The 13,893-nt window shown below is 42.2% G+C and carries 12 protein-coding genes; 1 reads left to right on the top strand and 11 read right to left on the bottom strand.

Annotated features, from left to right (window positions below; genetic code table 11):
- Positions 1-3: 3 nt before the first annotated feature.
- Positions 4-486, bottom strand: a complete 483-nt coding sequence (locus tag ACWM35_RS12155) for an AraC family transcriptional regulator (RefSeq protein ID WP_454818720.1) — start codon at positions 484-486, stop codon at positions 4-6.
- A 127-nt stretch (positions 487-613) separates the two neighbouring features.
- Positions 614-880, bottom strand: coding sequence for a hypothetical protein (locus tag ACWM35_RS12160; RefSeq protein ID WP_454818722.1), 267 nt, complete (start codon positions 878-880; stop codon positions 614-616).
- Positions 881-1,698: 818 nt separating this feature from the next.
- On the opposite strand from ACWM35_RS12160, the gene ACWM35_RS12165 reads away from it, so the two are divergent.
- A complete protein-coding gene (locus tag ACWM35_RS12165; protein ID WP_454818724.1) occupies positions 1,699-4,734 on the top strand; it encodes an efflux RND transporter permease subunit in 3,036 nt (1,011 codons plus the stop codon).
- 211 nt (positions 4,735-4,945) lie between these two features.
- Here the strand turns inward: ACWM35_RS12165 and ACWM35_RS12170 are convergent, their stop codons facing one another.
- The 9 genes from ACWM35_RS12170 to ACWM35_RS12210 form a co-directional block, all read right to left on the bottom strand.
- Positions 4,946-5,683 (bottom strand): polysaccharide deacetylase family protein, encoded by a 738-nt coding sequence (locus ACWM35_RS12170; protein ID WP_454818726.1) that lies wholly within the window; start codon positions 5,681-5,683, stop codon positions 4,946-4,948.
- A gap of 82 nt (positions 5,684-5,765) precedes the next feature.
- Positions 5,766-5,942, bottom strand: coding sequence for a hypothetical protein (locus ACWM35_RS12175; protein WP_454818728.1), 177 nt, complete (start codon positions 5,940-5,942; stop codon positions 5,766-5,768).
- A gap of 1 nt (position 5,943) precedes the next feature.
- Positions 5,944-7,347, bottom strand: coding sequence for a dihydroorotase (locus ACWM35_RS12180; RefSeq protein ID WP_454818730.1), 1,404 nt, complete (start codon positions 7,345-7,347; stop codon positions 5,944-5,946).
- Positions 7,325-8,269 carry a dihydroorotate dehydrogenase gene (locus tag ACWM35_RS12185; RefSeq protein WP_454818732.1) on the bottom strand — a complete coding sequence of 315 codons (945 nt, stop codon included), beginning with the start codon at positions 8,267-8,269 and terminating at the stop codon, positions 7,325-7,327. The genes ACWM35_RS12180 and ACWM35_RS12185 overlap by 23 nt, the downstream gene beginning before the upstream one ends.
- The gene (locus tag ACWM35_RS12190) at positions 8,266-9,054 is read right to left on the bottom strand and encodes a dihydroorotate dehydrogenase electron transfer subunit (protein WP_454818734.1); all 789 of its coding nucleotides are present in this window, start codon (positions 9,052-9,054) and stop codon (positions 8,266-8,268) included. Before ACWM35_RS12190 ends, ACWM35_RS12185 begins: the two co-directional genes overlap by 4 nt.
- Positions 9,020-10,306: an allantoate amidohydrolase gene (locus ACWM35_RS12195; RefSeq protein ID WP_454818736.1), complete on the bottom strand. Its 1,287-nt coding sequence runs from the start codon at positions 10,304-10,306 to the stop codon at positions 9,020-9,022. The genes ACWM35_RS12190 and ACWM35_RS12195 overlap by 35 nt, the downstream gene beginning before the upstream one ends.
- A gap of 29 nt (positions 10,307-10,335) precedes the next feature.
- The gene (locus ACWM35_RS12200) at positions 10,336-11,634 is read right to left on the bottom strand and encodes a CapA family protein (RefSeq protein WP_454818738.1); all 1,299 of its coding nucleotides are present in this window, start codon (positions 11,632-11,634) and stop codon (positions 10,336-10,338) included.
- 80 nt (positions 11,635-11,714) lie between these two features.
- Positions 11,715-12,488, bottom strand: coding sequence for an IclR family transcriptional regulator (locus ACWM35_RS12205; protein WP_454818740.1), 774 nt, complete (start codon positions 12,486-12,488; stop codon positions 11,715-11,717).
- A 110-nt stretch (positions 12,489-12,598) separates the two neighbouring features.
- Positions 12,599-13,843, bottom strand: a complete 1,245-nt coding sequence (locus tag ACWM35_RS12210) for an MFS transporter (protein ID WP_454818742.1) — start codon at positions 13,841-13,843, stop codon at positions 12,599-12,601.
- Positions 13,844-13,893: the final 50 nt, after the last annotated feature.

Consider the following 13,893-nt stretch of genomic DNA (forward strand, 5'->3'; position numbering starts at 1 on the left):
TAATCATTTTTTAATGGGCACAAATAAATCGACCCTGGATTTTCCTTCCGGATCTTCAGAAGGATGATTCAAATTGAATTCAAGGTTTTCCCTATCGTAATCAGCATCATATTCACGTTTAGCTAACCACTCTTCATAGATAAATCGATAGGCAAGATTCAATTTTTCAGGTGTATCGTAAAATGGGTACACAGCATATAGCCCGCCAGCTAACTTTCTAAATTGAATTCCATCATCATGATGTTTCTCCTTCTCAAAACCTTCCGGAATCGTCACACAGGCATCGTGACGACATAGATGGGATTCAACAAGATCTGGATTATCTAACGATATACCAATGATGCTTTGATTGGGTGGATAAAGGCCATTCCTAACAGCCCAACTCATCAATTTCCCCCAGTGATCTGGTGCGGGGTCAAAGTAACTTCCGACCCTTCGAATAAAAGCTACCTCATACTCAGGCAATTCCTTTATAGAGATATTCATATATTATTACCCCTTAAATGTTAATATTTACCTCAAACAAAATTCGCCATCTATAAAGTAAAATCCTTCATATAAGTAATGAAATCCTTACACCTATTTATCTCGCACATCTTTCCTATAAATCTTTTTACCAAAAAAAGAATGGATTAAATCCAAATCCAAAAAACGGGAAGAAAACAGGAGGTCTAAAGAAACGGCGTCTTCTAAAAAACGGTCGAGGACCAAAGAAACCAAAACCATATCCCTCATCAAAACTTGAAGTGGTTAATTCTTCAATCTCAAGACCATCTTTTCTTACCTTTGTGACTCTCCCAATTGACCATTCCCCTTGATTGTTTTTAAATTTGATCATTTTCCCCTCTAAACGACGTGCACGTTGATAATCTAATTCCATTAAAAAAATCCCCCTTTATCCTTGACATACTATAAGGTATGGGGGAAGTACTTAATATGTACAGGCTCACAACTAATCGTCGTCTCCTAAATTCATAAAAAAATAATTGTCGAAAGGCATTCGATTTTCCCAGAAAAAAGTACATTATTCCCTAGAAAATGATCAAATTCTTAAACGTCTCCATCATTCCCCAATTATTTCTATTCTCCAACCTTGATCTAACGTTTGATTAAAAAAAGTTCCTCCTTTAAAGAAAGCGAATTCTATTCTCCCTCAAGCAATTTTTTGTCGAGAAATGGTTTGAGTTCTTGTACTCCACTACCGGCACGAAATGATTTGGCCAGAGACAGAGATGAGATCGTGTCCCTCCAAACTCGGAAATACCGGTTTGATTTTCATCTAAAAAGTATCGGCTCCACCTTCGCCCAATACGATGATAGCCACGCATGCTATCCCCACTAATCACTACTTTACCTCATGATTGTTAACAAAATATTGAATATATGTTTTAGAATTGTTAAGCCTTTATGAAAGATAGATTACCTTTGAAGGACCTGAACAAGCTGACTTTGTAGATTCCCCTCCACCAACTAAGCCTTAAGTCGTAGAAAAAATTCGGTCTCCTCAAGATCAGGGGAATATGGCATATTTAGGTAGGAAATTCAAATTGGACTTTATCCAAAGGCGGTGTTGATCAAAGGTAAAATGACGAAGTTTAAAAAATTGTAAATTTATAGAAAATAATACCATGTACTTACCAATTCGTGGTACGATGTTACTCGGACTTTGTGTCCGGAAAAAGAGGAGGAGAGATTCCAATGTCAGTTTTCACTAAATGGGCTTTTCGTAACAAAGCTGCTGTCTCATTAATGACGATTTTAATTTTAATCATCGGAGTGGTCAGCTATAACCGCTTACCGATGGAGTTCCTGCCATCCGCCGATAACCCGCAAGTAACGATCATTACAATGGGGCAAGGAACCGATTCAAAAACAATGGAAGATGAAGTTACCTCGCCCATTGAGCGAGCGGTTACCGGAATAAAAGGAAAAAAATCTGTCTACTCGACGACAGGAGACGGATTTTCAAAAGTAGATTTATTTTTTGAAGCTGGTTCAGACATGAAACAGGGAAAGTTAGATGTTCAAGAGGCATTAACGAATGTATCACTCCCGGCTTACATAGCCAAGCCAATCATTTCGCAGCTCAATACCTCCATGATTCCCATCGCAAACATCGCTGTAACCTTTAAAGATGGCCTCACCACAGAAAATCTAGAATTTGTAAAAGAAAAAATCGAACCGTTATACAAGGATATAGATGGAGTCGCCCAAGTTCAAGTCTATGGATTGGTTGACCCTATTATCTCTGTAAAAATCGATCACCAAAAGCTGGCTGAAAAACAAGTTTCCCTTGAGACGGTAATGGGCATTCTTCAAGGCCAAAACACGGCCGTTGCCGTCGGTGAAAAGGCGATCGACGGCAAAACAAGTAATATTAAGGTCATTGGCGACCTATCCAATTTGGAAAAATTAAAAAGCCTTCCGGTTGCGCCAAATGTCACGTTAGCGGATATTTCAACTATCCAGGAAACCAAACCATCCAATTATGTTAACCGTTTTAACGGCAATGAAGCGTTGGACATCAGCATTACCAAGGACAGTAATTCCAATGCTGTGGCGATTAGTAAAGAAATCGAAAAAGTAACAAAGGAAATCAACAAAAAATACGAGGACCAGGAAGCTACAACCTATGTGTCATCTGCAGATATGGTTGAAACATCCGTTCACACAATGGTGAAAGAAGTTCTCCTTGGTGCTTTATTTGCAACGATTGTCATTATGCTCTTTTTACGGAATATCCGTACAACATTTATTACGATCGTTTCCATCCCGCTTTCACTGTGTTTCACCCTGTTCTTGCTGTCACGTTCTGGCGTCACATTAAATATTTTAACCCTTGGCGGAGTTGCCGTTGCTGTTGGACGGCTAGTGGACGATAGTATCGTCGTCATTGAAAATATTTACCGAAAAATGCAAACAGAGAAGTTTTCGATGCAGATGGTCATTGATGCCACGAAACAAGTTGGGGTGGCAATCACGGCCTCAACGTTAACAACCGTTGCGGTATTCTTGCCGATGAGCTTGTTAAACGGTGGACTTCAGGAATTCCTGTTACCATTTGCCTTAACCGTTACCTATTCTCTGTTGGCATCACTACTTGTCGCCTTAACTGTGGTTCCATTAATGAGTGCAGGCTTATTGAAAAATACGAAACTACCAGAGCATAAACCGGCGGTTCGATTCCCAAAAGCAGTTGCTTGGTCACTCAATCATAAATGGGTTGTATTCACGATTTCGATCCTGTTGTTTGCCGGATCAATCGGTGCATATTTTGTTGTACCAAAGGGCGCAGTGGACAATTCTTCGGCAGACTACGTAATGGCCACGTTGAAGTATCCAAATGAAACACCTTTTGAAACCGTCAAAGAAAAGGCCATCGAACTGGAAAAGTCCATTCGAGAAAGGGAGGAAGTTAAATATATTTTTAACACCGTTGGATCTTCGGCCGATTCAGCCCAGTTTGGCTATATCGGCTCTCCGACTGAAGCTTCCTTCAGTATTTTATTAAAAGATAAAGACGACACAGATCGGATGTTAAAAGTACTGGAAGAGAAAAAGGATGAATATCCGGATGCCGTATTGGAAGTGGCTACTGCTTCGTTTATGATGGGTGGATCGGCAACGAATATTACCATTGATGTTGTAGGTGATGATATTGAGCAGTTGGAAACAGTGGCAAACAATATCAAAGATAAAGTAACCGACATTGACGGTGTGGAAAAAGTAACAACCAACCAGGATGAGAAGAAAAACGTTTACTCGTTAGTAGTAGACCCTGCGAAAGGCAATACCGGACAAATCGCTCAGCAGCTTGGAGTGATGTTAAATCAAACTCCGCTTGGAACGATGACGCTGGATGGAAAACAAACGAGTGTCGTGCTCGAGCCGTTGCTGGACACGAAGACACCAGAGGATTTGAAAAACATTCCGATAATGACGGAAGCCGGCATGGTACCAGTTTCTGAGGTCGCATCCTTAGATGTGAAGGAGACATCGACGAGCCAATTCCATAAGGATGGCGAAACGTATCTTCGCGTCACAGCAGCCGTCGATCCTGCAAAACTCTCAGAAATTTCGAGCAAGATTAATCTGGAGATCTTCGGTGATAAAAAAGACAATAAAGGGATTGAGTTGCCGGAGGATGTAGAAGTTCTCATCGGAGGTGCAAGTGCACAGCAGTCAGAAGACTTTACTGATCTATTCTTAACGATGCTCGTTTCGATCGGAATCGTGTTCCTAATTATGGTCATCACGTTCAAATCCATCAAAGCACCAATCGCGATTTTAACCTCTCTTCCGCTTGCCGCGATCGGAGCAATTTTAGGCATCTTAATCAGCCGAATTTCGGTGGATATTACGGCACTGCTTGGAGCGTTGATGTTGATTGGAATTGTCGTCACCAACGCGATCGTGTTGATCGACCGTGTCAGACAGAACGAGGAAAAAATGACCATTCGCGAAGCGTTGGTGGAAGCTGCCGCAACGAGAATGCGTCCGATCTTCATGACGGCCGTAGCCACCATATTCGCCATGCTTCCATTGTTATTTAAAGCATCGCAAACAGGAAGCTTAGTTTCCCAAAGCTTGGCGGTCGTCGTCATTGGCGGACTCGCGCTCGCGACACTATTGACGTTGATTGTTATTCCTTGTGTGTATGAGTTACTGTATTTTAGAAAGTCTAAGAAACAAAGAATGGCCGCGGAAACCGTCGAACGGCCGATTGAGATGTAAGAAGTGTTAAGTAGAGACCGCATTTGTGAGGAAAGCTGCCTCACTCATGCGGTCTTTTATTGTGTATTTTGGGCTATCCGAGAGTATTTTCCACCATCCGAGAGTATTTTCCGCTATCCGCAATTATTTTCCGCCATCCGCCAGTATTTTCCTCCATCCGCCAGTATTTCTCGCTATCCGCCAGTATTACCATGCTGTGGTGACAGGCTCCTCAACGTTTTCCCTCCACGATCTTCGCAAATTCATCCAGTGTCGTCGAATACTTCACATAAATCCGCGGTAGAAGATAAAGCTCATCTTTTATCCCTTTCTTCGAAAATGCCTCTGGTGTGGTCGTCAGCCCATATAAATAGGATTTCTTCGTTTCTTCAACAACCTTGTCATTCCAAGTGCCATACGGATAGGAAAGGGCAATCACGGGTTTGCCCGTGATCTTCTGAATTTTAGCTTTGGACTCTTTTAGTTCATAGTCATAATGATTGATTTTGGTTAAATCGGGATGGGTCGCCGTGTGCGACTGGATCGAGATGAGACCGGAATCCACCAATTTTTTAATATCTGATTCCGATAATCGGATTTTACGGCCGATAAAGTCTGAAATCACAAAAATCGTTCCCGTTGGTTGAAATCGTTCCGTTTTCAATTTTTTAAAGATGGCAAAGGCGTTGAGATTGTTTTTGTAGCCATCATCAAAAGTAATAAAAATTGGCTTGTTTACCTTATCAATATCTTGCCACCGTTCAAAAGTTAGTAGGGTGAAACCATGTTCTCGCAAATACCTCATTTGTTTCTCGAAATTCTCCGGAGTTACATATAACTCCTTAGAGCCCAGTCCTTTATACTCGTCGATGAAATGATACACTAAAATCGGTACTTTTCGTTGTGCAAAAGCTTGTGAAGGAACCATTAAGATAAGAAGACAAACGAAAAACTTTATAACCTTTTTCATAAAACTCCTCGCTTTATTTCTTTTCCATATATGGTTCCTCCATCTTTTGTTTATTATGATGAGCTGGCGTCGAATTTACTTTCTACAGTTTAAATTCCTTTTTCAATTCAGCAAAATCTAAATCCAGTATACGACAGCACCCTTCCATTTCTTCAAAGAAATTGCGGTTCTCTTTCACCGGCTGATCACGATACTCATAATAATATTGAATAAGATCAAACAATTCTGATACTTTTTTTACTTTCTCCACTTTATCCATCCTATTCACTCCTCTTTTCTGGCATCACCATTTGCCCGATTGGTTCCGAAACAATTTGCCCATCCTCCATGACCGTAACTCCGCGAACGATGGTATTTACCGGTACTCCTTTAATCGAAAACTGATCAAAGGCGGTTACCTTGCTTTTACTGTGGAGATTCTCTCTTTTGATGATCATTTCTTTGTTCATATCCACGATGGTAATGTCCGCATCCGTACCAAGAGCAAGAGATCCTTTTTGCGGATAAATACCAAACTGCTTTGCTGGACCTTCCGCTAATAGTCCACATGCTTGTTGAAGTGTGATTTTGCCTTCACTTACGGCATTAAGCATAAGTGGCGCAAGGGTTTCCACACCGCACATCCCGGCAGGAATCGACCATAAATCTCCATCCTTTTCTTCCTCCGTATGTGGGGCATGGTCCGAACAAACGATACTCACCGTTCCATCCTGAATTCCTTGCCACAATTCATTTTGATCCTTTTTATATTTAACAGGAGGATACACTTTCATTTGCGGCCCAATCGTTTCATAATCTTCATTGCTTAAGAATAGGAAATGCGGGCATGTTTCGGATGTAATCGGATAGCCTTCACGCTGTGCCTGACGGACCAATTCGACTCCTTCACCTGTGCTGACATGAAGAATATGCAGACGTGTCCCGAGTTTTTTGGCCATCGCAATCCCTGATTGAATCGTCATTTCCTCAGCTAAATTCGGTCTTCCTTCCAGCAAGGCTTCATAGTCCCTGCGACCAGAATCCTCAACTTTCTTTGTCAATCGCTGAATAATCTCATTGTTCTCCGCATGAATAGCTAATAGCTGACCGGTTTTTTCCACTTCCTTGAAAATATCATAAACCTCACCATCTGGCAGCGGCGGGATCACTCCTTCATCACCATCTTTGTAGTTGTACATCAACTGAAAGGTGTTGCTATTAATCGCATAGCCCCAGAAGAACTTAAAGCCAATGACGCCCGCTACATGAAGGGGGACAATATCTTTCATGTTCAAATCACCAAGGCAAATCGCCCAGATTCCAAAATCAACATGCGCTTTTGGAGTTAGGTTATCCTTTTGTTTATGAAGGTTTTCAACATTATTAATTGGCGGATTGGTATTAGGCATTTCAAAAACCATCGTGATTCCGCCAGCCGCAGCTGCTTGCGTACTATAGTAGAAATCCTCTTTATACGTTGCACCCGGATCCCTCGAATGGACATGTGTATCAATAAAACCCGGAAGTACGTACTTCTCAACTGCATCCGTCGTTTTTTTCGCTACGCCGCCAAGTTCATTTTCGGATATGGCCGCAATTTTTCCATCCTTAATATATAAATTTCCTTTCAAAAAATCCGTTCCATTATAGATATAACCATTCTTAATGACATGATCCCATATCATTTTGATCACTCCTTCCCACTATTTCCACCGCACCGATGATTTCTTTTAAACTATGAATCTCGTACTGCTCCATATACTTTTCGATTTCTTTGATAATTGTCAGCATCACTGTTGGATTGATAAAATTAGCAGTCCCTACTTGAACCGCTGTGGCACCGGCAAGCATCATCTCAATCGCATCTTCCCCATTCATCACACCGCCGCAGCCGATTATCGGCAGTGAGGAAACCTGATAAACCTGATGAATCAAACGCACTACGAGTGGTTTGATCGCAGGACCTGAAATTCCCCCAATGACATTGCCAATTTTCGGTTTCCTCGTGTGGATATCAATGGACATGGCAATGAATGTATTTGCTACTGTGAGGGCATCAGCCCCTCCTTCTTCCGCAGCCAGGGCAATCGTTCCGATATTTGTCACGTTCGGCGATAATTTCGCAATGATCGGTTTGTCTGTTACTTGGCGAACACGATTCACTAAGCGGCGTGTGACGTTTTCATCCATCCCAAATGCCAGCCCGTTATTTTTCAAATTGGGGCACGAGATATTCAGCTCGAGCGCCGCAACTTCCTTCATGGCGGCAATTTCTTCACTCATCTCCGCAAATTCATCAATGCTGTCTGCCGAAATGCTCGCGATAAGAGGACTCGTAAATTGCCCATAGAAAGGAACCGTCACTTTTTGGTAATACTCAAGCCCCTTACTTTGAATCCCAATGGAATTAATCATCCCGCCTGTTGTTTCGCAAATCCTTGGTGTGGGATTTCCTTTTCGCACCGTTTTCGTAATGCTTTTTGGTAGCAAGGCTCCTAAGGCATTAAAATCCAGGATTCCTGCCATTTCTTCACCAAATGTTCCGGATGCCGGCATAATCGGATTCTTCAATATAAGCTTTCCAATGGAAACTTCTAAATTCCTCATGACAAAACCACCTTCTTTAGCGGCAGCACAGGACCATCCTGACAAATCCGAATCGTTCGGATTTCGTCGCCTTCTTGAATATCACAAACACATGCGAAACATGCTCCCATCGCACAGCCCATATTTTCCTCTAGGGCGATTTCAGCAAATAAAACATGTCTCTCAGCGATTTCCTTCATTAATATAGATAACCTTTTAGAACCACAAGTATAAACGGAATCCATTTTCCCGCTGCGTATCAAGTCTTCCGCCAACTGCTTAACCGCCACGGGGTCGCTTGAGCCATCTTGGTCGTTGACGAGAAACGTTTTGATACCAGCTTCTGTAAGTTCTTTTTCTACTAAAATATCCTCTTTGGATCTGGCACTTAAGATCGCATAGCAAGGTACCCCCGATTGACCAGCCGCAAATGCGAGTGCGGATAGAGTCGCAATTCCTACTCCTCTAGCCACCAATAGGATGCCTTTGCTTCCTTCCGGGACTGTAAACGAAGTTCCAAGAGGACCGAGAATGTTTAGAAGCTCTCCTGGTTTTCTTTCAGCCAGTTTCTTTGTCCCTGCACCTTTGACAAGGTAAAGAAATTCCAATGTGTTATCCGTTTCGTTTATTCGATAGATACTAAACGGACGCCTCAACAACGGAGAGTAGTTATCAGTTGTTCGTATATGAAAAAACTGACCCGGTTTGACCTCGGTTACACTCCATTCAGCAATACTGATTTTCATATGACAATACCTTCGGCTAATTTGTTCATTTGAGAGAATTTGTGCTTTTGTTAATTTCAATGTAATCCTCCCCCCTTAAAATTACCTTTGCCGTATGAAGGACAGCTGCCTCTAAAACATCGATCCCCGTTAGGATATCCTCCATTTCGGTATGTTCATGGGGGTGGTGGCTTAAACCATCTACTGATGGGATAAAGATCAGCCCAGTTGGACCAAAACCTGTCATATTCATTGCATCATGTCCTGCCCCGCTTTGCATAAGCTTGTAAGGTAATTGTTTCTCTTCACAAATATGGCTTAGCAAATGGCATAGGTCAGAAGAAAGAAGCACAGGTTCCTCCATACTAATCTCCCTATAATCAATCAGAAGCTCTCTTTCCTGTTCAACCGAAGTAATTGCTTGATAAAAGTGGTTTAAGACACGTTGTCTTGACTCAATCGAGGAAGATCGAATATCGATTTTCATTTCTACTTCCCCTGGTACAACGTTCATGGCACCGTCCTTAACACCTAGCACTCCGACAGTTGCAACAGTCCCAAAAGCCTTTTCAAGATGGGCGGCTTTTTCAAGCGCTAATGAAATTTCTGCGGCTCCAAGAAGAGCATCTTTTCTCATGTACATCGGAGTGGTTCCAGAATGCGAAGCTTTTCCGAAGATCTTGACAATAAACCGAGCAGGAGCAGCAATGCCAGTCACAATCCCAATCTTTTTCTTTTCCGTTTCCAGCACGGGTCCTTGTTCAATATGTAGCTCGAAGAATGCCTCAAATCTTTCATTTTCGCGACTCGCTTGATCAATCCCATTAAAGTCAAGAGCGCATAGAGAAAAGGCTTTTTCCATTGATATCCCATCACGATCGGTAAGCTGGCGATATTTCTCCTTAACGATTCGACCTGCCATCGCTTTACTGCCAATAGTGGAAACACCAAAGCGTGAAGATTCTTCACAGGCAAACGAGATGATTTCAATCGGATGTTCCGTCACAATTCCTTTTTCATTGAGGCGATTGATAATCTCAAGTGCGGCCGTAACGCCCACAACTCCATCGTATTTTCCTCCCTGATAAACCGAATCGATATGGGACCCGATCACGACTGGTGGAAGTTCATTTCGCTTTCCTTCTCTTCTCGCAATCAAATTTCCTGCAGGGTCCAGTTTGACGGTCATTTTGGCATCCTTACACATTCTCATTAGGGCATGGGTGCAAGCTTGTTCTTCGTTCGAATAAGCAATCCGAGTGATTCCCTTCTCACCAGAATTATATTGATTAATTTTATTTAATAACGTTTCGTATCTTTCCCTTTTTTCCATAGGAGTGTCCTCCATTTTAGTGAAAGTAACTACAAAGCAATATACCCCTTGCCATTTTTTATCGTGACAATGGTACCAAACTCCTTAGACAAATCGTTCAGTTCCTCAAGAATCCTGTTTCCGTTCTCCTCATTTGCCAACCTAGGCTTCCCTCTTCTTGCCCGGTTTTGTTCAAAACCTAAAGTGATGGGTGTAAGTTCAATCTCCGCTATATTTCCAGCTTCGATCGTAAAAGAGGCAATCACCGATTCAAATACCTTTGGATTAGCCGCGAGCCCTCTTGTTCCATGTTGACTTCTTGCATCCATTCCATCCGCTGTAGTATGACGATGGTCAAGATTGTAAAGGTTATAAAATTCCGCAGGCTGCTTTTCAACCGTATCATTTTGAAAAATAAAATCTCCTAAGCTATAAAAAATCGGTCTTTTTTTGTAGATTTCAATTCCTCTAAGAATATGCGGACCATGACCGATTACCCCATGAACTCCCTTATCAATACAAAACCTGCTAAACTCTTTTAAGAAATCAGCCGGTTTATCCTTCTCTTCCCCCTTCATTTCATGAGCATGGAGACTCACAAAGACAATATCGGCCTGCCTCGATGCCTCTTGAATCGCATTGGAAATTCGTTCAGCATCCGCTAGATTCATATAAGTAGAAGTTCCTGAATCTCCTTCTTCAAAATAAAGATTGCCAAAAATGTATCCTCCGTTTGAATCCTTCCAGAACCCCTCTTTGACATTTAAATTCCGTTTGGCGTTCACTTCGGAATTCGCATCAATTTCTTTTAAAACCTGAAGATACTGCTTACTGATTCTATGAACCTTTTTATGTCCAAGTGGATTAACACCTGGTCTTCCTGGAACATCCGGCCGCTGTGCCCCTGCTCGGTGCCACTCATCAAAGGAAGATGTCACCGAAATCATTGCGACCCTGCCATTTTTTGTTTCCAGGTATTTGGGCTGGGTGGCTTCTGCTAGATTTCTCCCAATTCCAGCAAAGACCCATTCCTCTTTTTCCAATACATTGATCGTTGAAAGCAATCCACCATGATGCCAGTCGAGACTGTGGTTGTTAGCACATGCCAGCAGATTAAATCCAAGCCATCCTAAATCCTTTACCACTCCAGGACGAGCTGCAGCCCATGTTCCACCGCTCGTGGCAGCCGGGGATTGGTCGAAGTGATGGACCGTCACTTCAAAATTCGTGAATTTCACATCAAAATCATGAAGGAAATCGCGGATCTCTAATAAATCATTTTCATTTCTTGGCAGCCTTTGGGTGATGAAAGAATCTCCCGTCACAGCTACTTTTAAAGGACCAGTCATCATCTAACTCCTTTCTATAGATAAGAAAGTAAAAATTTTGTCTTTGAGAATTGTCCAGCTCCAGGTAGCCTACGCTTTTCCTATAATTTTATAGAGGTAAGCGAATGCATCGACTTTAAATGCTCACTTGCTTGATTCGAAACGATCTTTAACTGATGGACAATCGCCTCTTTATTCGCTTCAATTAAGGTACTCTCTCCGACCACGCTTAGGCTCATCGCTGTTTTTCCTTCTTCATGAAAAATAGGAACAGAAATAGCTGAAACACCTACTTCTAATTCTTGGAGACAGAAAGCTGCCTGTTCTTCCACTACTTTTGCTAACTCCTTTTCTAACGCATCTCGTTCAGTGATGGTAAAGGGGGTAATCGCAGTAAGTGTTTCTCTTTCAAGACAGGAACGAATGATTCCCGGCTCTTGATAGGCTAAAATCGCCTTAGATGCAGCCGTACAATAGAATGGCATCCGCTGACCAACATGAACAAAAAATTTATTTCGCAATTGAGAGGGCTGATGAGTATGGGTACAATAAACTTGGTCTCCTTGATAGCGGCTTAAATAGGAATAGAGACCCGTTTCCCTTGAAATCTCTTCACAGTACTGCCCCATTAGTCCAAAGGGGTCTTGTGACCTCAAGAATTGGCTCCCCCAAAATAAGGCCTTAGGTCCCAATACATATTGCTTTGTTTGATAATTTTGCGTAACCAGCTGGTGCGATATCATGCTGCTGAGCATCCGATGAATCGTGCTTTTACTTAGATTGGTTTTCCTTGCAAGGTCACTGATGCCAATCCCTTCAATGGGGTTTTTACTAATGCAGTCCATAACCTCTGTAAAGCGATTTAACCATTCCATCTTCGTTCTTCCTTTGCAGTAAATTTAGTGTTCTGTTGTGCGGGACAACGTTCCATTTGTGAGAGAAATAATCTTCCCTACTCGATTGAGAGATAGGGAAGATGGATTTATTACGTAAGTTCTTTTCCTTTTGTTTCTGGGATTAAGAAGATAAACGCAAGTGCTGATAAAAGATAAATTCCTGAGATTAAACTAAGTGCATAACTTAAGGAATGGTTTAAAGAGATATACCCAATGATGAAAGGAGCAAAGCCAGCAACCGCTCTTCCGATATTAAAAATCACATTCTCTGCCGAAGATCTTGCCTCTGTAGGATAGTTTTCAGCAAGAAGGGCACCATAACCGCCCATCATTCCATTTACGAAGAATCCTAAAATTCCTCCCAGTACCAATAAAACCGCCATCGAGCTCTGTTGGAAATAAATCCAGACAATAATCGCGGATGCGAAAAGGAAAATTAAATAAGAAGGACGGCGGCCAATTTTGTCAGCCAAGACTCCGAAAACCATAATGCCGATCACCATTCCAACAATGGTGACAACGGTCCACAAAGTTGTTTTGTTAAAGCTCACACCTAACTCAGTAGCCAGCATCGTTGGCATCCAAGTCATAATTCCATAAAACCCGAAGTTTTGAACGCTGGTCGCAATGATTAAGCCGATCGTAGTTTTTGTTACTTTTGGTGAGGAAAATAATTGGCCGACGGCGACTTTGTTTTTATTTTGATCCTTTAATTTCACCCAGATTTCTGGCTCTTCTAAGTTCTTACGGGACCAGAAAGCTAAAATAGCTGGCAGCACCCCTGCAACGAATACTCCTTGCCAGCCGAATTTTGGAGCGATGAATAATACAGCCAACGTTGCTAGGACGATCCCGAACTGGAAACCAGTCGCTACAACCGCTGTTGCACGTGAACGATATTTTTTTGGCCAAGCCTCACTGACAAGCGTCATCCCGATTCCGAACTCTCCCCCAAGTCCAAGGCCAGCTAGAAAACGGAATACAGCTAATGTTTCAAGATTTGGCGCGAGCGCACAAAGTCCCGTAAAGACGGAGAAAATCAATATCGTCCAGGTAAACACCCGTACACGCCCATATTTATCTGCTAAAACACCAAAGACAATTCCACCTATTACGGAACCTAGCAGGGTGATAGTTGAAACACTACCCGCTTGAGCAGCATTGATTCCAAAATAAGCAATGATCAGCGGCATCGTGAAAGCAAGAATCATCATATCCAAGCCATCCATCGCATACCCTACCGTCGAAGCCCAAAGTGTTTTCCACTGATAACCGGTAATCTTACCTGAACCAACCTCAACCTGACTCGAGTTCTTTTGAATATTCGTCTCCATAGTTACCTCCTTTAAATTCTTTACTGAAATTCCCAACTGTTCCTCTGAGC

Source organism: Neobacillus sp. K501 (assembly GCF_053749995.1).